23 protein-coding genes are annotated in these 23,663 nt (G+C 73.9%); 10 read left to right on the top strand and 13 right to left on the bottom strand.

Annotated features, from left to right (window positions below; translation table 11 throughout):
- Window positions 1-103: 103 nt before the first annotated feature.
- The 3 genes from gcvH to ACO1BR_RS05970 all read left to right on the top strand — a co-directional run bounded on the left by gcvH (window position 104) and on the right by ACO1BR_RS05970 (window position 3,430).
- On the top strand, window positions 104-481 hold the full coding sequence (gcvH, locus tag ACO1BR_RS05980) for a glycine cleavage system protein GcvH (protein ID WP_426793941.1): 378 nt from the start codon (window positions 104-106) through the stop codon (window positions 479-481).
- Between the two features lie 51 nt (window positions 482-532).
- Window positions 533-1,792: a serine hydroxymethyltransferase gene (glyA, locus tag ACO1BR_RS05975; RefSeq protein WP_426793940.1), complete on the top strand. Its 1,260-nt coding sequence runs from the start codon at window positions 533-535 to the stop codon at window positions 1,790-1,792.
- Between the two features lie 255 nt (window positions 1,793-2,047).
- On the top strand, window positions 2,048-3,430 hold the full coding sequence (locus tag ACO1BR_RS05970; protein WP_426793939.1) for an L-serine ammonia-lyase: 1,383 nt from the start codon (window positions 2,048-2,050) through the stop codon (window positions 3,428-3,430).
- A gap of 178 nt (window positions 3,431-3,608) precedes the next feature.
- Here ACO1BR_RS05970 and ACO1BR_RS05965 read toward each other — a convergent pair whose 3' ends face one another.
- From ACO1BR_RS05965 to ACO1BR_RS05950, 4 genes are all read right to left on the bottom strand, one after another.
- Window positions 3,609-3,905 carry a hypothetical protein gene (locus ACO1BR_RS05965; protein ID WP_426793938.1) on the bottom strand — a complete coding sequence of 99 codons (297 nt, stop codon included), beginning with the start codon at window positions 3,903-3,905 and terminating at the stop codon, window positions 3,609-3,611.
- A 148-nt stretch (window positions 3,906-4,053) separates the two neighbouring features.
- Window positions 4,054-4,812, bottom strand: coding sequence for a phosphatase PAP2 family protein (locus ACO1BR_RS05960; protein WP_426793937.1), 759 nt, complete (start codon window positions 4,810-4,812; stop codon window positions 4,054-4,056).
- The gene (locus ACO1BR_RS05955; protein ID WP_159507973.1) at window positions 4,809-5,465 is read right to left on the bottom strand and encodes a phosphatase PAP2 family protein; all 657 of its coding nucleotides are present in this window, start codon (window positions 5,463-5,465) and stop codon (window positions 4,809-4,811) included. Before ACO1BR_RS05955 ends, ACO1BR_RS05960 begins: the two co-directional genes overlap by 4 nt.
- Before the next feature lie 105 nt (window positions 5,466-5,570).
- Window positions 5,571-6,290, bottom strand: coding sequence for a DedA family protein (locus tag ACO1BR_RS05950; RefSeq protein WP_426793936.1), 720 nt, complete (start codon window positions 6,288-6,290; stop codon window positions 5,571-5,573).
- Between the two features lie 114 nt (window positions 6,291-6,404).
- On the opposite strand from ACO1BR_RS05950, the gene ACO1BR_RS05945 reads away from it, so the two are divergent.
- A complete protein-coding gene (locus tag ACO1BR_RS05945; protein ID WP_426793935.1) occupies window positions 6,405-6,815 on the top strand; it encodes a BlaI/MecI/CopY family transcriptional regulator in 411 nt (136 codons plus the stop codon).
- Window positions 6,812-7,774 carry a M56 family metallopeptidase gene (locus ACO1BR_RS05940; protein WP_426793934.1) on the top strand — a complete coding sequence of 321 codons (963 nt, stop codon included), beginning with the start codon at window positions 6,812-6,814 and terminating at the stop codon, window positions 7,772-7,774. The genes ACO1BR_RS05945 and ACO1BR_RS05940 overlap by 4 nt, the downstream gene beginning before the upstream one ends.
- Window positions 7,775-7,816: 42 nt before the next feature.
- Here ACO1BR_RS05940 and ACO1BR_RS05935 read toward each other — a convergent pair whose 3' ends face one another.
- Entirely contained in the window at window positions 7,817-9,304 is a 1,488-nt protein-coding gene (locus ACO1BR_RS05935) for an ATP-binding protein (protein ID WP_426793933.1), read from the bottom strand.
- On the bottom strand, window positions 9,305-10,051 hold the full coding sequence (locus ACO1BR_RS05930) for a response regulator transcription factor (protein ID WP_426793932.1): 747 nt from the start codon (window positions 10,049-10,051) through the stop codon (window positions 9,305-9,307).
- 321 nt (window positions 10,052-10,372) lie between these two features.
- On the opposite strand from ACO1BR_RS05930, the gene ACO1BR_RS05925 reads away from it, so the two are divergent.
- From ACO1BR_RS05925 to ACO1BR_RS05910, 4 genes are all read left to right on the top strand, one after another.
- Window positions 10,373-11,644, top strand: coding sequence for a glycosyltransferase family 4 protein (locus tag ACO1BR_RS05925; protein ID WP_426794011.1), 1,272 nt, complete (start codon window positions 10,373-10,375; stop codon window positions 11,642-11,644).
- 194 nt (window positions 11,645-11,838) lie between these two features.
- Window positions 11,839-12,393: a GH25 family lysozyme gene (locus tag ACO1BR_RS05920; protein WP_426793931.1), complete on the top strand. Its 555-nt coding sequence runs from the start codon at window positions 11,839-11,841 to the stop codon at window positions 12,391-12,393.
- 97 nt (window positions 12,394-12,490) lie between these two features.
- Entirely contained in the window at window positions 12,491-13,330 is an 840-nt protein-coding gene (gene nadE / locus ACO1BR_RS05915) for an ammonia-dependent NAD(+) synthetase (protein ID WP_426793930.1), read from the top strand.
- 178 nt (window positions 13,331-13,508) lie between these two features.
- Entirely contained in the window at window positions 13,509-13,865 is a 357-nt protein-coding gene (locus ACO1BR_RS05910; protein ID WP_426793929.1) for a hypothetical protein, read from the top strand.
- Here the strand turns inward: ACO1BR_RS05910 and ACO1BR_RS05905 are convergent.
- From ACO1BR_RS05905 to ACO1BR_RS05875, 7 genes are all read right to left on the bottom strand, one after another.
- Entirely contained in the window at window positions 13,862-14,785 is a 924-nt protein-coding gene (locus ACO1BR_RS05905) for a cytochrome c biogenesis CcdA family protein (protein WP_426793928.1), read from the bottom strand. The genes ACO1BR_RS05910 and ACO1BR_RS05905 overlap by 4 nt on opposite strands.
- A complete protein-coding gene (locus ACO1BR_RS05900; RefSeq protein ID WP_426793927.1) occupies window positions 14,782-15,564 on the bottom strand; it encodes a DsbA family protein in 783 nt (260 codons plus the stop codon). Before ACO1BR_RS05900 ends, ACO1BR_RS05905 begins: the two co-directional genes overlap by 4 nt.
- A 59-nt stretch (window positions 15,565-15,623) precedes the next feature.
- Window positions 15,624-16,046 carry a hypothetical protein gene (locus ACO1BR_RS05895; protein ID WP_426793926.1) on the bottom strand — a complete coding sequence of 141 codons (423 nt, stop codon included), beginning with the start codon at window positions 16,044-16,046 and terminating at the stop codon, window positions 15,624-15,626.
- 408 nt (window positions 16,047-16,454) lie between these two features.
- Window positions 16,455-16,982: an ATP-binding protein gene (locus ACO1BR_RS05890; RefSeq protein WP_426793925.1), complete on the bottom strand. Its 528-nt coding sequence runs from the start codon at window positions 16,980-16,982 to the stop codon at window positions 16,455-16,457.
- Window positions 16,983-17,255: 273 nt separating this feature from the next.
- On the bottom strand, window positions 17,256-18,023 hold the full coding sequence (locus ACO1BR_RS05885) for an enoyl-CoA hydratase/isomerase family protein (protein ID WP_426793924.1): 768 nt from the start codon (window positions 18,021-18,023) through the stop codon (window positions 17,256-17,258).
- Between the two features lie 52 nt (window positions 18,024-18,075).
- Complete coding sequence (locus ACO1BR_RS05880; protein WP_426793923.1) at window positions 18,076-19,317, bottom strand: L,D-transpeptidase; 1,242 nt, start codon at window positions 19,315-19,317, stop codon at window positions 18,076-18,078.
- A 181-nt stretch (window positions 19,318-19,498) separates the two neighbouring features.
- Window positions 19,499-20,803 carry an Ig-like domain-containing protein gene (locus tag ACO1BR_RS05875; protein WP_426793922.1) on the bottom strand — a complete coding sequence of 435 codons (1,305 nt, stop codon included), beginning with the start codon at window positions 20,801-20,803 and terminating at the stop codon, window positions 19,499-19,501.
- Between the two features lie 571 nt (window positions 20,804-21,374).
- On the opposite strand from ACO1BR_RS05875, the gene glgX reads away from it, so the two are divergent.
- The gene (gene glgX, locus ACO1BR_RS05870; protein ID WP_426793921.1) at window positions 21,375-23,642 is read left to right on the top strand and encodes a glycogen debranching protein GlgX; all 2,268 of its coding nucleotides are present in this window, start codon (window positions 21,375-21,377) and stop codon (window positions 23,640-23,642) included.
- Window positions 23,643-23,663: the final 21 nt, after the last annotated feature.

Below are 23,663 nucleotides of genomic sequence, written 5' to 3'. Positions count from 1 at the left end.
GACAGCGGCGCACCGCCGCGCCTCTCCCGGCACGACCCTCCCCCGGCCTCGCCGGGGGCGACCCCCGTCACCACCACACCCCCGCGTACAGGAGAATCGAACCATGGACAACCCCCAGCAGCTGCGCTACAGCAAGGAGCACGAGTGGCTGTCGGCCGCCGAGGACGGCGTCTCGACGGTCGGCATCACCGAGCACGCGGCGAACGCGCTCGGCGACGTCGTCTTCGTGCAGCTCCCGGAGGTCGGCGCCACGGTCACGGCGGGCGAGTCCTGCGGTGAGCTGGAGTCGACCAAGTCGGTCAGCGACCTCTACGCGCCCGTCGACGGCGAGATCACGGAGGTCAACGAGGACGTCGTCGCCGACCCCTCGCTGGTGAACTCCGCCCCGTTCGAGGGCGGTTGGCTGTTCAAGGTGAAGATCACCGGTGAGCCGGAGGACCTGCTCTCGGCCGACGAGTACACCGCCTTCGCCGCCGGCTGAGCCCGCCCCTGCCGGAGCTTCGCACCCCTCCCGATCCTCCAGGAAGATCTCATGTCGCTTCTCAACAGCTCCCTCCATGAGCTCGACCCCGACGTCGCCGCCGCCGTCGACGCCGAGCTGCACCGTCAGCAGTCCACCCTCGAAATGATCGCCTCGGAGAACTTCGCTCCGGTCGCCGTCATGGAGGCCCAGGGCTCCGTCCTCACCAACAAGTACGCCGAGGGCTACCCCGGCCGCCGCTACTACGGCGGCTGCGAGCACGTCGACGTCGTCGAGCAGATCGCCATCGACCGGATCAAGGCCCTCTTCGGCGCCGAGGCCGCCAACGTCCAGCCGCACTCCGGTGCACAGGCCAACGCCGCCGCCATGTTCGCGCTGATCAAGCCGGGCGACACCATCCTGGGCCTCAACCTCGCCCACGGTGGACACCTCACCCACGGCATGAAGATCAACTTCAGCGGCAAGCTCTACAACGTCGTCCCGTACCACGTCGACGAGAAGACCAACCTCGTGGACATGGACGAGGTCGAGCGCCTCGCCAAGGAGCACCGCCCCAAGCTCATCGTCGCCGGCTGGTCCGCCTACCCGCGCCAGCTCGACTTCGCCGCCTTCCGCCGCATCGCGGACGAGGTCGGCGCCTACCTCATGGTCGACATGGCCCACTTCGCCGGCCTCGTCGCCGCGGGCCTGCACCCGTCCCCGGTCCCGCACGCCCATGTCGTGACCACCACCACCCACAAGACCCTCGGCGGCCCCCGCGGCGGCGTCATCCTCTCCACCGCCGAACTCGCCAAGAAGATCAACTCCGCGGTCTTCCCCGGCCAGCAGGGCGGCCCCCTGGAGCACGTCATCGCCGCCAAGGCCGTCTCCTTCAAGGTCGCCGCCTCCGAGGAGTTCAAGGAGCGCCAGCAGCGCACCCTCGAAGGCGCCAGGATCCTCGCCGAGCGCCTCATCCAGGACGACGTCAAGGAGTACGGCGTCTCGGTCCTGTCCGGCGGCACCGACGTCCACCTCGTCCTGGTCGACCTGCGCGACTCCGAGCTCGACGGGCAGCAGGCCGAGGACCGCCTCCACGAGGTCGGCATCACCGTCAACCGCAACGCCATCCCCAACGACCCCCGCCCGCCGATGATCACCTCCGGCCTGCGCATCGGCACCCCCGCGCTGGCCACCCGCGGCTTCCAGGCCGACGACTTCCGCGAGGTCGCCGACATCATCGCGGAAGCCCTCAAGCCCGCCTACGACCGCGACGCCCTCAAGGCCCGGGTCACGGCGCTCGCCGAGAAGTACCCCCTGTACCCGTCCCTGTGACGCGTCTCATGGCATGAGGACCGGCCCGTTCGCGGGCCGGGCCGAAGCGGGCGGCGAGCCCGGGGCCGGCCACCGGCCCCGGGCTCGTGCCCTGCTGCCCGGATTCCTCCGTTGTTCCCGCCGACATCCGCCCGACGCCCACCGTCCGGCGGCAGCACCACCCGAGCGGGTTACGCTCGACAATCGGGACGGAAACACCCTTCCTGCCCGACTTGCTCCACCGTCCATCACGAGCAGACAAAGGAGTCCGCCTCCGTGGCCATCTCCGTCTTCGACCTCTTCTCCATCGGCATCGGCCCCTCCAGCTCGCACACCGTGGGCCCCATGCGCGCCGCCCGGATGTTCGCCGGCCGGCTCAAGAAGGACGGTCTGCTCGCCCAGACGGTCTCCGTACGCGCCGAGCTCTTCGGTTCCCTCGGTGCCACCGGCCACGGCCACGGCACCCCCAAGGCCGTCCTCCTGGGCCTCGAAGGCCACTCCCCCCGCAGCGTCGACGTGGAAACCGCCGACGACGAGGTCGCACGCATCCGCACCACCGGCCGCCTGCGCCTCCTCGGCGCCGAGATAGGCACCGCCCACGAGATCGCCTTCGACGAGTCCACCCAGCTCGTCCTGCACCGCCGCCGCTCGCTGCCGTACCACGCCAACGGCATGACGCTGTTCGCCTACGACGGCGCCGGCGCGCCCCTGCTGGAGAAGACCTACTACTCGGTCGGCGGCGGCTTCGTCGTCGACGAGGACGCGGTGGGCCAGGACCGCATCAAGCTCGACGACACCGTCCTGGCGCACCCCTTCCGGACCGGCGACGAGCTGCTCCGCCTCTCCTCGCAGACCGGCCTGTCGATCTCCGCCCTGATGCTGGAGAACGAGAAGGCGTGGCGGACGGAGGAGGAGATCCGCACCGGCCTGCTGGAGATCTGGCGGGTCATGCAGGGCTGCGTCGAGCGCGGGATGTCCCGTGAGGGCATCCTTCCGGGCGGTCTGAAGGTCCGCCGCCGGGCCGCCAACGCCGGCCGCGCCCTGCGCGCCGAAGGCGATGCCGCCGCCCGCGCCATGGAATGGGTCACCCTCTACGCCATGGCCGTCAACGAGGAGAACGCCGCCGGCGGCCGGGTCGTCACCGCCCCCACCAACGGCGCGGCCGGCATCATCCCCGCCGTCCTGCACTACTACACCAACTTCGTCCCCGGAGCCGACGAGGAGGGCGTCGTCCGCTTCCTGCTCGCCGCCGGCGCCATCGGCATGCTCTTCAAGGAGAACGCCTCCATCTCCGGCGCCGAGGTCGGCTGCCAGGGCGAGGTCGGCTCCGCCTGCTCCATGGCCGCCGGCGGCCTCGCCGAAGTCCTCGGCGGCACCCCCGAACAGGTCGAGAACGCCGCCGAGATCGGCATGGAACACAACCTCGGCCTCACCTGCGACCCCGTCGGCGGCCTCGTCCAGATCCCCTGCATCGAACGCAATGGCATGGCCGCCGTGAAGGCCGTCACCGCCGCCCGCATGGCCCTGCGCGGCGACGGCCGCCACCACGTCTCCCTCGACAAGGTCATCAAGACCATGAAGGAGACCGGCGCGGACATGAGCGTCAAGTACAAGGAGACGGCCCGCGGCGGGCTGGCGGTGAACATCATCGAGTGCTGACCCGGCCGCTTTGGGGCCCGCGGCCCAGTCGGCGGACCGACGACCTCGCCGCGGCCCCGACGGTCGTCGCCGTCCCGAACGGAGCCGGGCAACCGGCCTTCCGGGGCGCGGAGTTCGCCCGGACGCCCCCGGACGCCGGCCGGCGTCCGGGGGCGTCCGGCCGGCTGCACGGGCCGGGCTATCTGCCGATCTCCCAGGCGAAGGGCGGGAGTTCGCGGGCCCGGGAGTAGATGTCCAGGGCCTGGGCGGACGGGACGAACGGGTGGACGCGGGCGCCGTCCAGGCCGGCCAGGAGGCGGGCGCAGTGGTGGACGCAGCCGGCGACCTCTCTGCCGTCGCGGGCGACGATGGTGGCGGCGTCGCGCGGGCCCTCGCACGGGGTCGGGTCGGCGACCGCGGCGGCGGCGCAGCGGCCGCGGAGATCGCCCCAGGCGGCCGGACGGCCGGCCGTCGGGACGTCAAGCGAATGATCCATTGCTGTCCCCCCTGTCACACGGTGGTGCACGGTGAATCGGCTCAGGTGCCGGTGAGCGCTCCCCGGTCGCCGGCACCCAGGACAGTGGTGCTCGGCGCGCCTGGCGTCCATGCGGCCTTGGCGAAGACCTGGACCGTTCGTCAGCGATTCATGGACAAGCGGAGGGGGGAGCTTCCGGCGCACCCGGGCCCGTACGGGCGCGGACCAGCGGTTCCAGGAGGAGCGCGGCGGCCAGCAGGGCGGTGGCCAGGAGCCAGCCGGCCAGGACGTCGCCGGCCCAGTGGACGCCTAGGTAGACGCGGGTGAGGCCGACGCCGGCGGCCCAGAGGGCGAGCAGGGCGCACCAGAGGCGGCCGGCGCGGGGGCGGGTGCGGGTGCGGGTGTGGTGCAGCACGCCCCAGGCGAGGATGCCGGCGGCCAGCACGGAGGTGGTGGAGTGGCCGGAGGGGAAGGAATAGCCGGTTGCCCCGGCGGCCCAGTCGGCGACCGGCGGGCGGGGGCGGGCGAGCAGTTCCATCAGGCCGTAGCGGATCGCCTGGCCGGCGGCCAGCACGACCACCGCCCAGGTCACCGCGCGGCGCCGGCCGCGCCAGGTGCGGCCGGCCAGCAGTCCGGCGAGGACCGCCATCAGGTACGGGACGACGCCGGTGCCGGTCGCCGTCAGGGCGCGGGCCAGGGAGCGCAGCGGCTCCCCGCGGTGGGCCGTGCTCCAGTGGAGGGCGGCCAGTTCGGGGGCGAGCGGGGCTCCGTCGCGTACGGCCATGACGGTGGCCGCAGCGGCGAAGAGGGCCGCGGCCGCCGCCGCGACGGCGAGTGGACGGGCCGGTGCCGGTCCGGGGCGCGGTGTGCGCTCCGGACCGGGGCCCGGCCGGGGCCCCGGTGCCGGGTCCGCCCCCGGTGACGTCACCTGGCGGACACCAGGGGGCGCAGCGAGGTGTCGCGGAGCCGTTCGACGAGCGGGGCGGCGCGCCGGGCGAGCGGCATGAGCACCGCGGCGACCAGGGCGCCGACGATCAGTCCGACCAGGACGTCGTGCGGGTAGTGGGCGCCGACCCAGACGCGCGAGGCGCCCATCAGGAGGGCGGCCGGGACGGCGATCCAGCCGAGCCGGCGGTCCAGGAGGATCAGGGCGACCGCGGCGGAGGCGGCGATGGCCGAGTGGTTGCTGGGGAAGGACCAGTCACCCAGCGGGGGGCACGCCTCGACGGTGACGGTGTGGATGGTCTGGCAGGGGCGCTGTTCGTGGAAGAACGCCTTGACCACGTCGTTGGCCACGTAGGCCAGGACCACGATCACGGGGACGGCCAGTGCCCTCGCCATGGCGACGGGGGCGGTGTGCCGCATCTCACCGGGGTCGAGCCGGCGGCGGGAGCTGCCACCGAGCCGCTGTCGGGCCCGCCACCAGCCGACGAGCATCAGGACCGCGAAGATCCCGAGGCCGAAGTCGGTCCAGACGGAGACCAGGACGTTCAGGAAGTGCGGCATCTCCTGGGCGAAGCCGGTCACAGAGGTGTACAGGCCGCCGTCGATCGAGGCTCCGCCGAAGGCGAGGTCGGTCACTGGGGTTTCTCCTTGGCGGGTCGCTACGTGGTGCGTGGGCTGGGGACGGGACGGCCTTCGGGACGCCGGGGCCGGCCACGTGCTTCAGCAAGTGTGCCGGGTCCTTCAGTGTGCCGGAGGCGCGGTACCGGATTCGGCGACCGGTTCGGTGCCCTGTTCGGCGCCCGGACGCCGCTTGCGGGAGCGCAGCACTTCGAGGGCGAGCGGGGTGAGCGAGGCGATCACGACGAGGCCGACGACCGGGAGAAGGTACCGGTCGACGTTGGGGACGGACGAGCCCAGGGCGTATCCGGCGAGGGTGAGGCCGAACGTCCAGACCAGGCCGCCGGTGATCTGCCAGAGGGTGAAGGTGCGGGTGGGCACGTGCAGGGCACCGGCCAGCGGGTTGAGCACGGTGCGGACGACGGGCACGAAGCGGGCCAGGATGATCGCCTTGGCGTGGCCGTAGCGCTCCAGGTATTCCTCGGCGCGGGCGGCGCCGTCCTGGAGCTTGCGGGAGCGGCCGCGGGCCAGCAGCGCGCCGCCGCCGCGCCGGCCGATCCAGAAGCCGGTCTGGGATCCGGCGAGCGTGCCGACGACGGCGGACACCAGGACCTGGGGCAGCGAGAGGTGGACGGCGCCGCCGACGCCCGGGGCGCACAGCAGTCCCGCGGTGAACAGCAGCGAGTCGCCGGGCAGGAGGAAGCCGACCAGCAGCCCGGTCTCGGCGAAGAGGACGACGGCGACACCGAGGGCACCGAAGGCGGCGAGCAGTGAGCCGGCGTCGAGGACGTTGACCGCCTGGGTGACCGCACCCAGGTGGAGATCTGCGGCGGCTACGGCCATGTCAGTGGCCCCTCCCATAATGGGTTCCGGGCCTGCCGAGCGGCCGACCCCACCGTCTACAGCCCCGTAGACGGTCTACGGAACTGTAGACGACGGAAAGGTGGAGGGCGTTCCATGTCGGAGACATCACCCGTGCAGCGGCGCCCGGCCGGTGAGCTGGAGGCGGGTGTGCTGGCGGCGCTCTGGGCGGCCGAGGGCCCGCTGAGCCCCGCCGAGGTGCAGGGCGCGCTGGGCGGCCGGCTCGCCCGTACGACCGTCACCACCATCCTCACCCGGCTGCACGACAAGGGGGCGGTGTCCCGCACCCGGGCGGGCCGCGGCTTCGCGTACTCGCCGATACACGACTCCGCGGGACTGACCGCCCGGCGGATGCGCAGCGAGCTCGACAAGCAGGACGACCGCGGCACCGCGCTCGCCCGCTTCGTCTCGGAGCTGACCACCGAGGACGAGCAGCTGCTCCGCTCGCTGCTGGACGACGCCGAGGCCGACGGCGCCGGCGGCCCGCTGCCCGGGGCCGCGCCATGATCTTCGCCGTCTGGATCCCGCTGCTGATGCCGCTGCTCGCGGTGCCGGCCGCCCGCCGGCTCGCCGAGTCGCTGCCGCCGCGCGCCGCGGCCTGGCTGCTCACCGGCTGCGCCGCCGCGCTGGCCGCCTGCACGACCGCCGCGCTCGGCCTGCTGATGGCCGCCGGGGCGCTGTGGCTGCCGCCGGTCGCCGCCTTCGGCCATCTCTCGCTGTCGCTGCTGGGCGGCGACGCGGACGTGACCGTGCCGGCCGCCTCGGTCGCCGGCGCGCTGCTGACCTGCTGCGCGATCGCCGTCACCCGCCGCGCGCTGCGCCACCGCGCCGAGCTGCGCGCCGCCCGGCGCACCGCCGACGCCCACCGTCTCGCCGGCGATCTGTGCGTCCTGCCCGATGCCGCGCCCGACGCCTTCGCGCTGCCCGGCCGGCCGGACCGCGTGGTGGTCACCGCCGGGATGCTGCGGGCGCTGCCGCCGGCCGAGCGGGAGGCCCTGTTCGCCCATGAGCGGGCCCACCTCACCGGCCGCCACCACCTCTTCCTGCTGACGGTCGCGCTGGCCTCGGCCTGCCATCCGCTGCTCCGCGGGCTGCGGCCCTCGCTGGCGTACGCCCTGGAGCGCTGGGCCGACGAATCGGCCGCCTCCCGGGTGGGCGACCGCCGGGTCACCGCCCGCGCCATCGGCCGCGCCGCGCTGGCCGCCCGTGCGCACGCCACGGCGCTCCCCCGCCCGAGCACCGCGCTCGCCGCCACCACCGGTCCGGTCCCGCGCCGGGTCGCCGCGCTGCTGACCCCCGACCAGCCGGCCGACCACCCCCGCCGCCACCCCGGCCTGCAGGGCCGCCGGCTGATAGCCGCCGCGCTGCTGGCCTGTGTCACCTTCTCCGCGGCCGCTGCGGTGGAGGCGGCGGCCGATCTGCACCAGACGGTGGAGTCGGCCCAGGGCGAGCACCACGGGGACTGAGGCAGGGACTGAGGCAGCGCCGGCCGGGGCGGCCGGGCGGCGCTACTCCGCGCCCGGCTCCCCGCCCCCCACGGTGAAGCCGATGCCGGCCCCGCCACCGGGGCGCACGGTCGCGAACACCTGCCCGCCGTGGGCCGCCGCGATCTCCCGGACGATCGCGAGGCCCAGGCCCGAGCCGGGGAGGCCACGAGCGGCCGGGGCGCGGTAGAAGCGGTCGAAGACCCGGGCGAGGTCGGCCTCGGCGATGCCCGGACCGCGGTCGAGGACCTCGACGCGGGCGCCGGTGACGACGACCTCGATGGGCTCGGTGCCGTCGGCGTCGAACTTGGCGGCGTTCTCCAGGAGGTTGCCGAGCGCGCGGTGCAGCGCGGCCGGCCGGCCCGCGACGACCGCCGGGCGGCTGGTGCGCACGGTGATCTCGCGGCCGGTGCGGCGGCGGGCGGAGGCGGCGGCGCGCTCCGCGACCTCGGCCAGCCGCACGTCCGACAGCGGGGAGTCGTCGCGCTGTCCGGCCGCCAGGTCCACCAACTCGTTGACCAGGTCGGTCAGTTCGCGGGCCTCGCCCGCCAGGTCGGCGAGCAGTTCCGCGCGGGCGTCCGGTGGCAGCTCGTCGAAGCGCCTGAGCAGCGAGATGTTCGTACGGAGCGAGGTCAGCGGGGTGCGCAGTTCGTGGCCCGCGTCCTGGACGAGCCGCTGCTGGTCCTGCACCGCGCTGGTCAGCCGCCCGAGCATGTCGTCGAAGGCCCGCCCGAGCCGGGCCACCTCGTCGCGCCCGGCGCCCGGCACCTGGACGTCCGCCGGCCCGTGCTCCGCGACGCGCTCGGCGACCGACGTCAGCCGGACCAGCCGGCCGGTGATCCGGCAGGCCAGCCACCAGCCGACGGCGCCGGCCAGGGCGATGACGCCGGCAGCCAGCAGCACGGTGCGCTTCTGGAGCGCGGCGAGCAGATCCTCGGTCCCGCTGACCTTGCGGGCGACCTGGACGGCGCCGCGCCCGTCGCCGAGCGCCACGGTGGCGAGGTGGTAGGCGTGGCCGTCGAGCTGCGCCTCGCCCTGTGCGTAGCGGCCCGCCTCGCGGTGGGCGGCGATGTTCCGCTCGGCGTCCCCGGCCGGGAGCGCGGGGTGGCCCGGTTCGACGACCCGCCCGCCGGCGCCCAGGATCTGCACGTCCGTCCGGGCCGGCCGGGTCAGGTCCTCGCGCGGCCCGTCGTGGCCGGGGTCGGCGGCGGCGTAGTCGGCGGGCGTGTACGGCCGCTCCCGCACCTGGGACCGCAGATCCCGTACGACCTCGGAGAACACGGACCTCTCGTCCATCCGCACCAGCCGGGCCGCCGCGTCGTAGCCGAGGAACCCGACCAGGACGGTCACCCCCGCGGCCCCGGCGGCGAAGGCCAGCGCGAACGAGGTGCGCAGGCTGGCGGGCTTGCGGGTGCGCAGCCAGGCGACCGGACGGCAGCCCCACAGGCGGGCGGCCGACCGGGCGGCGAGCCGCCGCGGGCCGGACCACCGCGGGCCGCGGGACGGGGGCACTCAGTCCTCCCGCAGGACGTAGCCGACGCCGCGCACGGTGTGGATCAGCGGCCGGCTGCCCGGTACGTCGACCTTGCGCCGCAGATAACCGACGTACACCGCGAGGTTCTTCGAGCCAGGACCGAAGTCATAGCCCCAGATGCGGTCGTAGATCGTCGCGTGGTCCAGGACGATCCCGGCATTGCGGGCCAGCAGCTCCAGCAGCTCGAACTCGGTCCGGGTCAGCTCCAGTTCCCGCTCCCCGCGCCAGGCCCGCCGCGAGGGGCCGTCGATCCGCAGGTCGGCCGCCTCGACGACGCCGCTGCCCGCCGCCCTGGCGTCATACGCCTCCCCGGCCTCGGCGGACCCGGTCCCGCGGTCCCCGGAGGCCACCGGCCCGGCCGTGGTCCTGCGCAGCAGCGCCCGCAGCCGGGCGAACACCTCCTCGACCTCGAAGGGCTTGACCACGTAGTCGTCGGCCCCGGCGTCCAGGCCGGCGATCCGGTCCGCGGTCCCGACCCGTGCGGTGAGCATCAGGATCGGGGTGCGGTCCTGTTCGGCGCGCAGCACCTGGCACACCTGGAGCCCGTCGATCCCCGGCATCATCACGTCCAGCAGGATCACGTCGGGCCGCTCGCGGTGGGCGGTGGCCAGTGCCTGGATCCCGTCGGCGACGGCGGTGACCCGGTACCCCTCCAGGGTCAGGGCGCGCTCCAGCGCGGTGCGGATGGGGCGGTCGTCCTCGGCGAGCAGTACGGAATGGGTCACCCGGCAAGTCTGCCAAGACCGGTCCGGGGGGTCTGCGACCGGTGGGTTTCTTACCGGGCTCTCACCCGGCACACGTCCTCGGCTTACCCCGTCCCGGGACGGTGACCGGTGCCGGACGGGCCGGCGGGGGCGGACGACACCGCCCCGGGTCCCGGCCGGCCGCAGCAGGCCGGCACCCCCGGACACACCGGGTCGACACCGCGTGAAGAGCACCATATGCACCGCATGAAGAGCACGGATGACGCAGGGCGCACGGACGGCACGGGCCGTACGGATCGCGGCCGTACGGGCCGGCACGGGCGCCGGGGCCGCCCGGGCCGCCTGAAGGTGGCCCTCCTGCTGCACGACGCGTACGCCATCGGCGGCACCATCCGCACCACCCTGAACCTCGCCGCCGCGCTCGCCGACCGGCACGACGTCGAGATCGTGTCGATGCTGCGGCACCGCGAGGTCCCGCGGTTCGCGGTGGACCCCCGGGTGCGGCTGATCCCCCTGGTGGACGCCCGGGTGGGCAGCGACGACATGGCGCATCCGCTGTTCGGCGAGCCCGCGGTGGACTTCCCGCTCGCCGAGAAGCGGCACCACCAGTACAGCCGGCTGGTCGACGTCCGCGCCGCGGAGTTCCTGCGCGGCAGCGACGCCGACGTGCTCATCGGCACCCGGCCCGGCATCAACGTCTACCTGGCCCGCTTCGCCCCCCGCCGCGCCCTGCGGATCGCCCAGGAGCACCTGCGGCACGACGCGCACAGCGCCGAACTGCGGACCGAACTCGCCCACCGCTACCGGGCGTTGGACGCGGTGGTCACCACGACCGAGGCGGACGCGGCGGTCTACCGCGCGCGGATGCCGCTGCCCGGCGTACGGATCCTGGCGGTGCCCGACATCGTCCCGGCGCCCGCCGGGCCGCCCTCCGACGGCAACTCGAAGATCATCGCGGCGGCCGGCCGGCTGGTCCGCGGCAAGCGCTTCGACCTGCTGATCGAGGCGTTCTCCGCGGTCTCCGTCAAGCACCCCGACTGGCGGCTGCGCATCCACGGCGACGGCGCCGAACGCACCCGGCTGCAGCACCTCATCGACGGGCTGGGACTGTCCGGGCGGGCCGAACTCACCGGGCCGCGGTCGCCGATCGAGGAGGAGTTCGCCAAGGCGTCGATCGTCGCCTCGGCCTCGGACGCCGAGTCGTTCGGGATGCCCCTCGTCGAGGCGATGCGCTGCGGCGTACCGGTCGTCAGCACCGACTGCCCGCTGGGCCCGGCCGAGATCATCCACGACGGCGCGGACGGTGTGCTGGTGCCGCGCGGCGACGGACGGGCGCTGGCCGGCGCGCTGCTCGACCTGATCGAGGACCCGGAGCGCCGCCGGGAGATGGGTGCCGCCGCGCTGGCGGGCGCGTACCGCTACGCCCCGGAGCCGATAGCCGAGCGGTACCAGCTCCTCTTCCGGGACCTGCGGGCGACCCGCCGCGGCCGGGTGCTGCGCCGGGCCGCCACCGCGGGCCAGGCCCGGGGGCGCGAACAGGTCCGGCGGCTGCGGCGGCGCCTGGACGCGCGGCCGGAGCCCGGCGCCGGCGGCCTTCCGACGACCGGCCACTGAGCGGGCCCCGCACCCCTCCCGCACCATCCGTCCCACCGGCGCCATGCGTCACCAACTCGCCTGCGCAGCCGGGAACTTCAGCGCGTCGATCTGGCGTCTCCGGTCGTGAACATGCTGAACTGCTGGGGGGCCGCTGCCGTTTCGCGCAGATGACGCTTCGCATTTCGCAGATCCGATTCGGCAGGAGGTCGCTCATGCTGCACGGTGTCGATGTCAGCTCCTACAACACCGGTTATTCCGCCCAGGGGTTGGACTTCGTATTCATCAAGGCCACCGAAGGCCGCTCCTACGTCAATCCGCACCAGTCGGCACAGGCCGCCCGGGCACGCGAGGCGGGCGCCGTGGTCGGTTTCTACCACTTCCTGTGGCCGGGGAATATCGCGGCCCAGGCGCAATACTTCGTCGAGCAATGCGCCTCGGTCCACGGCGACCTGCTGGCGGCCGACTGGGAGACCACCGGGGCGGGCTCGTACGCCAGCAACGCGCAGAAGGACCAGTTCCTTCTGGAGGTCAAGAAACTGCGGCCCGCGCACCGCGTGCTGCTCTACTGCAACCGCGATTTCTGGCTGAACCGCGACACCACGTCGTATGCCGCGGACGGCCTGTGGATCGCCGACTACGTCACCGCCGGGCAGCCGCGGGTCAAGGCGAAGTGGCGTATCCACCAGTACACGGACCAGCCGCTGGACAAGGACGTCGCCGCTTTCTCCGACAAGGCCGAGCTCAAGAGCTGGGCGCACCCCGCATAAACTTCTCCGGCAGTATCCGGATACGCGCCATGGGCACACCGCGTGACCATCTCGCGAAATGTGCGCACAGCGCGTGACGAGAATCAGAGGAGCACCCGTGACCGACCCGGCGTCCAAGGCCCTGCAGCAGCACATAGCCCAGGAACTCCAGGTGGCGCCGGCCACCACGGCCTTCGACGCCGAGCGGGAGATCGAGCGCCGGGTGGCCTTTCTCACAGAGCGGCTGACGTCCACGGGCCTGCGCTCCCTGGTGCTGGGCATCAGCGGCGGTGTCGACTCCACCACCGCGGGCCGGCTCTGCCAGCTCGCGGTGGAGCGGGCCCGCGCGGCCGGCCACGACGCGACGTTCTACGCGATGCGGCTGCCGTACGGCGAGCAGGCGGACGAGAAGGACGCACAGCTGGCGGTGGAGTTCATCCGCGCCGACCGGCTGCTGACCGTGGACATCCGCCCGGCGAGCGACGCGGCGCTGGCCGCGGCGCTGGCCGGCGGCGTCGCCTTCCGCGACGCCCACCACCAGGACTTCGTCCAGGGCAACATCAAGGCCCGGCAGCGCATGATCGCCCAGTACGCGGTCGCCGGTGCCCACGACGGCCTGGTCGTGGGCACCGACCACGCCGCCGAGGCGGTCTCCGGCTTCTTCACCAAGTTCGGCGACGGCGCGGCCGACGTCGTACCGCTCACCGGGCTCACCAAGCGCCGGGTGCGCGCCGTGGCGCAGGCCCTGGGCGCGCCGGCCGAGCTGGTGTGGAAGGTCCCGACCGCCGACCTGGAGACCCTCGACCCGGGCAAGCCCGACGAGGACGCGCTCGGCGTCACCTACGACCAGATCGACGACTTCCTGGAGGGCCGCCCGGTCGACGCGGACGCCTTCGCGTCGATCGTCCGGCGCTACCGCCTCACCGAGCACAAGCGGGCGCTGCCGATCGCCCCGTGACGCCGCGGGTGCCCGCGGCCGCGCGGTGCGGGCACCCCGTTCCGTCATGCTCCGGCAAGGGGGCGGTCACCGTCCCGGTGCTAAACCATGGGCCGGAGCGGGCATGCATGCGGCCATGGGAAGCCACGAAGTGCGATCGGAAGATCAGCTGTCAGTGGGGCCGCCTACTCTCCAGGACATGGGTTACGCAAGCCTGCGCGAACTCCGTACCGCGCTGACCACCGCCTCCGACCTCGCCTCCGCCCTGCCGTCCGCGCCCACCCGGCGGGACGCCGACCGGCTCGTCGACGCCCTCCGGCGCGCGCTGACCGTCGCCAGCTCGCTGGGCGAGGACCCCACCGGCCCGACGGGCTGCGCCCTGCACCCCAACGGCGCGGTGGATCCGCTTTACGGCGACCCGGAAGACCCCCTTCCGCCGGGCTACGGCAAGTGCCTGCTCTGCAACGACCGGCGGCGCCGGGCGGACGCCCACCCCCCGCACGCCCGCCCGCGCCCCCGGCCGCATCCGCGCTGGCACCGGCGGCTGAGCGCCTAGGACCGGTCCGATGGTTCGGGGGCTGCCCCGTCCGACCGGCCGGGGTCGCGGCCGGAGGTCCCCGGCCGCGGCCCGGCGGTGTCGTCCGCCGGCCGCGGTGTGCGCTCCGACCGCAGGGCGATCCGGCCCAGCACCGCGGCGGCGGCCAGCGCGGCCAGCGCGATCAGGACGAAATCCGGTACGCCGTCGCCGATCCGGGTCGCCCACTCCTCCAGCCGCATCTCGGCGTCCGGGTCCAGGATTCCGGGCAGCGCGCTGGTCCCGTTGAAGCGCAGGAACAGTACGCCGATGCCGATGAAGAAGACGCCGGAGAGCACGGACGTGGTGTGCAGCTCCAGCCGGCCGAGGCGGAAGGCCCGGCCGCGCAGCCAGCCGCGGGTGCCGAGCCGGAAGCGGTCCCACAGCAGCGCCAGGACGAACAGCGGCAGCGCCATGCCCAGGGCGTAGACGGCGAGCATCGAGGCGCCGTAGAGCGGTGAGCCGCTGACCGCGGTCACGGTCAGCACCGCGCCCAGGATCGGCCCGGCGCAGAAGCCCGCGAGCCCGTAGACGCAGCCGAGCAGGAAGGTGGACAGCGCCGAGCGTGGGGTGATCCGGGCGGCGGCGGCCTGGGCGCGCTTCGAGGCGAAGCCCAGGCCCAGGATCTGCGCGAGCCCCATCGCGATCACCACCCAGCCGCCGGCCGCGACCAGCAGATCGCGGTGGCCGTTGAACAGCCGGCTGGCCGCCGTACTGGCCGCGCCCAGCGGCACCAGCGTGGTGGCCAGCCCCAGGTAGAACACGCCGGTACGGGCCAGCAGCCGGCCGGGGTTGGCGAGGGAGTAGGCGAAGAACGCCGGCAGCAGCAGCGCGCTGCACGGGCTGACCAGCGCCAGCGCGCCGCCCAGGAATGCCGCGAGGTAGCCGATGTCGGTGGTCACTTCCCGGCCCCCGCGGTGCCGTGCCCGCCCTTCGCCGCGGCGGCGGCCTGGGTGATCGCCTGCTCGAAGACCCCGGTGGGCTGGGCCCCGGCCACCGGCCGGCCGTTGATCAGGAAGGACGGGGTGGACTGCACGCCGAGCTGGTAGCCCTCGTCCTGGTCCTTCTTCAGGGCCTGGTCGGCGGCGGGGCTCTTCAGGTCGGCACGGAACTTCTCGATGTCCGGCACGCCGCTCGCGCGCGCCAGGTCGACGAGCTTGTCCTCGGCCAGCGCGTCGCCCTTGCGGGTCTTGGCGTACAGCTGGTCGTGCAGCTGCCAGAACCTGCCCTGCCTGCCGGCGGCCCAGGAGGCGCGGGCGGCGCGCTCGGAGTCGGCGCCGAAGACCGGGAAGTTGCGGAACTCGATGCGCAGGGTGCCCGCGTCGACGAACTTCTTGATCAGCGCGGGCTGGGTCTCGCGGGTGAAGCGCCCGCAGAACGAGCACTGGTAGTCGGCGTACTCGACCAGGACCACGGGGGCGTCCGGCTTGCCGACGGCCAGCGGGTCGCCGGCGACGCGCCGGCTGGTGCGCCGGGCGAAATCGTCGTACAGCTTCTGCTGTGCGGGGTCCTCCTGGGACTGCGCGGAGGCGGCGGTGCCGGGTGCGGCGGTGCCGCCCTCGTCCCGGCCGCCCTCGACGGCCTTGCCGACGGCGACCGCGATGGCGATCACGGCCACGACGAGTGCGACGACCGCGCCGATCGCGGCCAGTTTTCGGGTGGGGGAAGCGGAAGTGGGCATGTGAGAGCTCCAGACGTACGGAAGCGGAAAACGACAGGCGGGTGCGTCGGGGCAGCGGCCTATATCCGCAGTACGGGCAGGAGCGCGGTGTGGTCGGTGGCGGGGGCGCCGTCCGTCGGCGGGCGGGCCCGCGCGAACTGCGCGGTCAGGTCCGCGGGGAGCGGCCCGGTCCCGGTGGTGGCCGGGGCGAGCGGCTCGGCGCGGTGCGGCGCGGGGATCGGGGCCGATTCGTCGGGGCTCGGCGCATGGCGGCCGGAGCACTTCCTGGCGGTGTCGGCGACCGCGACCGGGGCGGCCTCGGCGAGCGGCAGGCCGCGCTGCGCGGCCTGGCCGGCGGGGCCGGACTCCCAAACCGCCGTGGCGTTCGCCGCCCGGCCCGCGAGCCATGCCTGGTCGCCGCCGATCCGGCAGAGCATGGGCCCGAAGGTGACCGCGAGGAGGAGCAGCAGGGTCAGCGTCGCCGACCGGCGCAGCTGGCGCATGTTCCCTCCCCCTCGGTGGCGGTCCCGCTCCGGTGGTCCGTGTCCGGCGGGCTCGGTGATCCGTTGGTCTGCGTCCGGTGGTCCGGTCCGGCGCGCGGATGAACGTCCCATCCTACGGACCGCCGGCGCACAACGACCCGCGGTGGGCCGCGGTGGCCCGCGGTGGCACACCTCACCCCGCAGGGATGGATCGATTAATAGCGCTATGCCCGGATATCTACCGTTCCGCGTCTTTGGCCGGCTCCTGCCCCGTCTGCCCTAGTCGGCCGCGGCGGCCCCGCCGATGCGGTCCGGGCCGTCCACGACCCCGCGGGCCCACCCCTTCCGCCCGTCGGAGGTCGGGTTACTGGGGCCCACCCCGCGACACCCCGCGGGAGGGCCCCAGTCCCGTGTCGGGGGGCTCCCCGGTCAGCGGTCGTTGACCCGCACCTCGAACCACGTGGTCTTGCCGCGCGGCAGCAGGTCCACGCCCCAGCGGTCGGAGAGCTTGTCGACGAGGAAGAGGCCGCGGCCGCTGGTGTCCATCGCCTGCACCGGCATCAGGCAGGGCAGCCCGCGAGACGGGTCGCGCACCTCGACGCGGATCCAGCCGCGCCGGCGGAGCATCCGCAGCCCGAACGTGCGGGCCCCGGTGTGCCGTACGGCGTTGCCGACCAACTCGGAGACCAGCAGCACCGCGTGCTCGGCGAGCTGCGGCGAGAGCGACCACTGCCTGAGGAACACCTCGGCGGTCAACCGCCGGGCGGTGCCGGCGGACTGGGGGCGCGACGGGAGTCTGACCTCGCCCAGGGTCGGGTCGGCGACCAGGTCGAGCGGTGCGGACGCCGGACCGACGGGCGCCGGAGCCGCCTCCCCGTCCGCACCGGGAGCGCACCGACGCGCGGCGGCCGTACCACTCCCCGGCCGCGGCTGCTCCATTCCTTCGAGGCCCGCCATGCCCCCATCATGGCCGCTACTCGGCACCCCGGGGGCGGAACCGGCGGAATCCGTTGTCCGGAATCGCCGGCCCCACACCCCCGACCGGACATATGCCAAAGGCAGTTAAGGTTCCGCGTCACCTCGCTGACCTGCGCCGACCGCGGACCGGCGGCGGACCGACGGGACCCGCCCGCAAGGTTCTCTTAAGGTGCAACGAGGTTTTCGGCAATTCGCCCACACGGGGCACCGGCTCCCGGCCAAACCCCAGGCGCCCCGTCAACACCAGGCGCATCAGCGGAACTTGGCCTTGCCGGGCCCCTCCTCGACGAAGCTGCGCATCCCGGTCTCCCGGTCCTCGGTCGCGAACAGCCCGGCGAACCAGTTGCGTTCGATCGTCAGCCCGGTGTCGATGTCCGTCTCCAGCCCGGCGTCGACGGACTCCTTCGCGGCTCGCAGGGCGAGCGCGGGGCCGGACGCCAGCCGGGCCGCCCAGGCGTGCGCCTGCGCGTGGACCTCGGCGGCCGGGACCACGCGGTCCACCAGGCCGATGGTGAGCGCCTCTTCGGCCTTGACGTGGCGGCCCGTGAAGATCAGGTCCTTTGCCTTGGACGGGCCCACCAGCCGGGCCAGCCGCTGGGTGCCGCCGGCGCCCGGGATCAGCCCCAGCAGGATCTCGGGCTGGCCCAGCCTGGCGTCGTCGGCGGCGATCCGGAAGTCGGCGCAGAGCGCCAACTCGCAGCCGCCGCCCAGCGCATAGCCGGTGATCGCGGCGACCACCGGCTTGGGGATCCGGGCCACGGCGGTGAACGCGTCCTGGAGCGCCTTCGAGCGGACGACCATGGCGGCGTGGTCCATGGCCTGCATTTCCTTGATGTCCGCACCGGCCGCGAACACCTTCTCGCCGCCCCAGACCACGACGGCACGGATGTCGTCGCGGCGGCCGGCCTCCTCCGCCAGCTCGCGAAGCCGGTCCTGGGTGGCGATGTCCAGCGCGTTCATCGGCGGGCGGTCCAGGCGGATGGTGCCGACGCCGTCGGCTACCTCAAGAGTCACAGTCATGCGGGCAGGTTAGTACGCGTTAACGCCGCCCGCCGCCCCGCGTCCGGCCGGGCTACCCGCCGGCCCGCCAGGTGTCCCAGGAGAGGTTCCAGTCACCGAAGCCGTTGTCGGGCTGGATCGTTTCGTCGTGGGCGTTCTCGACGATGACGACGTCGCCGACGAGGGAGTTCCGGTAGAACCAGGCCGCCGGCGTGGACCCGTCGTCGCCGCCCCGCACGTCGAACAGGCCGACACAGCCGTGGCTGGCGTTGCGGGTGCCGAAGGTGTCCCGGCCCGACCAGTAGTTGCCGTGGATGAAGGTGCCGGACGTGCTCAGCCGCATCGCGTGCGGGACGTCCTTGATGTCGTACTCGCCGCCGAAGCCGACGGTGTCGCCGTTCATCCGCGTCACCGGGTGCTTCTCGCTGATCACCATCCGGCCGTTGTACGTCTCGGTGCCCGGCGCGCCGGCGGTGATCGGGAGGGTCTTCAGCGTCGCGCCGTCGCGGACCACCGTCATCTCCTTCGCGCGGGCGTCGACGGTGCTGATCTGGCTGCGGCCGACCGTGAAGGAGATCTCCTTGGCCTGGGTCCCGTAGACGCCGGGGCGGCCCTCGACGCCGTTGAGGTCGAGCTTGAGGGTGACCTTGGTGCCGGGCGCCCAGTATTTCTCGGGGCGGAAGTCGAGCCGGTCGTTGCCGAACCAGTGGCCGGCGACCGGGACGGACGGATGCGCCGTGACCGTGATGGCCTTCTCGACGGCCGCGGGGTCGGTGATCCCCCGGGTGAAGTGGAGGGAGACCGGCATCCCGACGCCGACCTGCTGTCCGTTCTCGGGGCTGTACTGGCCGATGAAGGTGTTCTTCGGGACGAGCGTGGTGAACGTGGCGTGCTCGGCGGCCTGGCGGCCCCGGGCGTCCACGGCGACCGCGTCGACGGTGTACTGCGTCGAGGCGCCGAGATGACCGCTCGGCTCCCACAGGGCACCGCCGCCGGATATCTTCCCGTCGACCTCGTTGCCCTTGGCGTCCTTGACCTTGACGGACCGCAGCCGGCCCTTCTGGGCGGACACCTTCAGCGCGCCGTTGGTGGCGACGTCGTGCGCGCCGTCCTTGGGCGCGATCGTCACGACGGCCTGCGAGGCGGAGGTGTCCGGCCCCGTCTTGCCGGACGGTTTTCCGTCGTCCCCCGCCCCGCCTCCGCACGCCGTCACCAGCAGCAGCATCGAACCGAGCAGCAGCCCGAGCGGAGCGCGTCCCCGGCGCGGCCACGACCGCCGGCGAGCCGGCTCCCCCGATATCGGCTGGACGTTCACGACTGGCCCCTCTTCCCCTCGCACCGCCCGCGGACCACCGCGCGTCGGCACCTGCGGGCCGCGCGCGTGCCGCTAGATAACCACACCGCACTGACACTCAACTCCCCCCGGATGTCACCGTTCAGTCCCAAGGAGGAGGGTGGGCGCTCGCTCGTACGTACGAGCGCGGGCGGGGGCTCGTTCAGTGGGGCGCGCCGCCCGCCCGCCAGGCCGGCCACGACATGTTCCAGCCGCCCGAGCCGTTGTCCGGGGCGACCGTGCGGTCCCGGGAGTTGCGGACCTCCACGGTGTCCCCGACGATCGAGTTCCGGTAGAGCCAACCGGCCGGGGTGTCCGCGCCGCCGCCCTTGACGTCCTTGAGCCCGACGCAGCCGTGGCTGGTGTTGGCACCGCCGAAGACCCGCGACGGCGCCCAGTAGTTGCCGTGCAGGAAGGTCCCGGACCGGGTCAGCCGCATCGCGTGCGGCACGTCCGGGATGTCGTACTCGGCGCCGAAACCGACGGTTCCGCCGTCCATCCGGGTCACCGAATGGCGCTCCAGGATCACCATCTTCCCGTTGTACGTGGGGTTCTGGGCGTTGCCCGTGGTCACCGGCAGGGTCGCCAGCACCTGGCCCGAGCGGCGGACGGTCAGGGTGTGCAGGGCCGCGTCGATGACGCTGATCTGGTCCCGGTCGACCCGGTAGTGGAGGGTCTTGCTCTGGAGCCCGTAGGAGCCGGGTCCGGCCTTCACGTCGCGCAGCCGCAGGTTCACGGTGATCCGGGTGCCCGGCCGCCACCGGTGCCGGGGCCGGAAGTCCAGTCGCCGGCGGCCGAACCAGTGGGGGGCGATCTCGACGGCCGGTTGGGCGCTGACCGTGATGGCGCGCTCGACGGCCGCGCGGTCGGCGACCGCCCGGTTGAAGGCCAGCGAGAAGATCAGGCCGGTGCCGACGGTGGTGCCGTTCTCGGGCGTGTAGGAGCCGATGATGCGGTGCGGGGGCAGGTAGGTGGTGAAGGTGGTGTGGCGGGCCAGGCGGCGGCCGGCGCCGTCTCGCGCGATGGCGTCGACGGTGTAGCGGGCGCCGAGTTCGAGGGAGTCGGCCGCCGGCCGCCAGATCGTCCCGTCCCGCGAGAACCGGCCGTTCACGGATTCCCGGCCGTCGCTCCCGGTGCGGGTGACCTCCACCCGTTCCAGCCGCCCCTCCTGGACCCGGACCTCCAACCGCCCGTTGGCCCGTACGCCGCGCGCGCCGTCACCCGGCAGGATCCGGATCGCCTCTTCGGGGGCGGCCGGCGGGCCGCCGACCAGCGCGTCCGGGCCGCCGCAGCCGGCCAGCGCCGCCCAGCCCGCGAGCGCGGCCAGCAACGCGTGGGCGGCGCGGAGACGGGGGGCCCGCGGGCCCGCGGATGGCGCGCGGCGGACCGGCAGGCCCGGCACCTTCGTCCCGTCCGCCGGTCGGTCCCCCGTGTGGTCCCCTGCTCGGTCGTGCTGATGGCCGGTCATACGCCGGATTGTGACGGATGATGCGCCGCTTGGACGGTATGCCACGGTTCGGAATGTCATGGCGGGGATCGCGGCGGGGGTGGGGACGGTGCGCGGGCGGGCGGCGGGAGCACCGGATGTCCGCGGCGACGGGAAGCGTGAGGCAACGCCCGGTTGCGGGAAGAACAACGGAGAACAACGCAGACCAACGCAGCACGACGCAGCACGACGCCGGGCAATGCAGCGGAAGGCAGCAGAAGTCAGCACGACGCTGGGCAACGCAGCACGACGGGGGGCGACGCCGAAGGGCGGGGATCGACACAGAACGACGGGGATCGCCGTGGACCGCGGGGATCGACGGGGTGACGGGGATCGACGGGATCGACGGGATCGACGCGGAACGGCGCAGCACGACACAGTACGACGCAGCAGGCACCGCACGACGCAGCACGACATTGCGGGCGGTGGGCCCGCGCGCGGCCGGGACTCCCCCAGCTCACGCTGGGTGCGGGTCCCCCCAGCGTGAGCTGGGGGAGCGCCGCCAGGCTCGGGGCCACCACTCGACCGAGCCCGAAGCCGCAGGAGGCCGGTAGTGTCCAGCGCACCCGAGCAGGAGGCGGTGGCGGGGGAACCGCTCACCGCGCCCGCGGACGTCCGCCCCGGCAGCCCGACGCCCCTCGGGGCCCGCTGCCGCACCGGGCCGGACGGCGTCGCGGGCACCAACTTCGCCCTGTGGGCGGGCGGCGCCGAGGCCGTCGAGCTCTGCCTCTTCGACGACGAGGGGCAGGAGACCCGCCACCCCCTCACCGAGCTGACCCACGAGATCTGGCACGGCTTCCTGCCCGGCGCCCGCCCGGGGCAGCGCTACGGCTACCGGGTGCACGGCCGCTGGGACCCCTGGACGGGCGCCCGCTGGAATCCGGCCAAGCTGCTGCTCGACCCGTACGCCCGGGCGGTGGACGGCGACTTCGGCACGTACACGGAAGCGGGCCCGGGCGGGCCCGCGCTGCCCGCCCAGCTCTACGGGCACGCCCGGGACTGGCCGCAGCAGCAGTACGCCGACACGGTGCGCGACGACCGCGACTCGGCGCCGTACGTCCCCAAGGGGGTGGTGGTCGCCGACGACGAGGGCGGGGACGTCTGGCGGGACGACCGGCGGCCCAAGACGCCCTGGCCGGATTCCGTCCTCTACGAGCTGCACGTCCGGGGCTTCACGATGCGTCACCCCGGTATCCCGGAGGAGCTGCGCGGCACCTACGCGGGACTGGCGCACCCGGCCGCGCTGGACCATCTGACCCGGCTCGGCGTCACCGCCGTCGAGTTGCTGCCGGTCCATCAGTTCGCGCACGAGGACCATCTGGTGCGCCGGGGGCTGCGCAACTACTGGGGCTACAACTCGATCGGCTATTTCGCGCCGCACGCGGGGTACGCCGCCACCGGCACCCGGGGCCAGCAGGTCGGCGAGTTCCAGCGGATGGTGCGGGCGCTGCACGACGCCGGTGTCGAGGTGATCCTGGACGTCGTCTACAACCACACCGCGGAGGCCGGCGAACTGGGTCCGACGCTCTCCCTCCGGGGCATCGACAACCGCGGCTACTACCGCCTCCAGGGCGACGCCCGCCGCTACGCCGACTACACCGGCTGCGGCAACACCCTGCACGTCGTCCAGCCCAACGTGCTGCGGCTGATCACCGACTCGCTGCGCTACTGGGTCACCGAGATGGGGGTGGACGGCTTCCGCTTCGACCTGGCGGCGGCGCTGGCCCGCTCCATGCACGACGTCGACATGCTCTCGCCGTTCCTCGCGGTGATCGCCCAGGACCCGGTGCTGCGCCGGGTCAAGCTGATCGCCGAGCCCTGGGACGTGGGCTCCGGCGGCTATCAGGTCGGCGCGTTCCCGCCCCTGTGGACGGAGTGGAACGACCGCTACCGCGACACCGTCCGCGACTTCTGGCGCGGCGGCGCGCACGACGTCCGCGACCTGGGCTACCGGCTCTCCGGGTCGAGCGACCTGTACGCCTGGGGCGGCCGGCGCCCGTACGCCTCGGTCAACTTCATCACCGCGCACGACGGCTTCACCCTGCGCGACCTGGTCACCTACGAGCACAAGCACAACGAGGCCAACGGCGAGGACAACCGGGACGGCACCCACGACAACAGGTCCTGGAACTGCGGCGCCGAGGGCGAGACCGACGACCCCGGCGTCACCGCGCTGCGCCGCCGCCAGCTGCGCAACCTGCTGACCACCCTGCTGCTGTCGACCGGGGTCCCGATGCTGGTCGCCGGCGACGAGCTGGGCCGCACCCAGCACGGCAACAACAACGCCTACTGCCAGGACGGCCCCGCCAGTTGGATGGACTGGTCGCTCCTCGACGACCCTCACTGGCGGGCGCTCGCCGCCCTCACCGCGCGGCTGATCGCGCTGCGCCGCGCCCATCCGGTGCTCCGCCGCCGGGCGTTCTTCTCCGGCCGGCCGCAGCGGCACGGCGGGCTGCGCGATCTGGCGTGGTTCGGCACGGACGGCACGGAGATGACCGAACCGGACTGGTACGCGCCGGGCGCCACCCTGGCCATGTACCTGTCCGGCAACGACATCCCGCAGCGCGACGACCGCGGCATCCGGGTCGTCGACGACAGCTTCCTCGCCGTGCTGCACGCCGGCGCGCAGCCGCGGGCGGTGACGCTGCCGGGGCCGCCGTGGGCGGGCGCGTACGAGCTGGTCGTGGACACCTCGGCCGAGGGGGCGGACGCGGACGGTGCGGCGGACGGCGGGGCGCGGACGGCCGTGCGGTACGCGGCGGGGGCCGCGGTGGCGGTGCCCGGGCGGACGGTGCTGCTGTTCCGGGTGGTGCCGGCGTAGCAGGGGACGGCTGGCGCTGGC

This window comes from Streptomyces sp. YGL11-2 (assembly GCF_050054615.1).
Taxonomy (GTDB): Bacteria; Actinomycetota; Actinomycetes; order Streptomycetales; family Streptomycetaceae; genus Streptomyces.
This window is presented reverse-complemented; position numbering and strand designations above follow the sequence as displayed.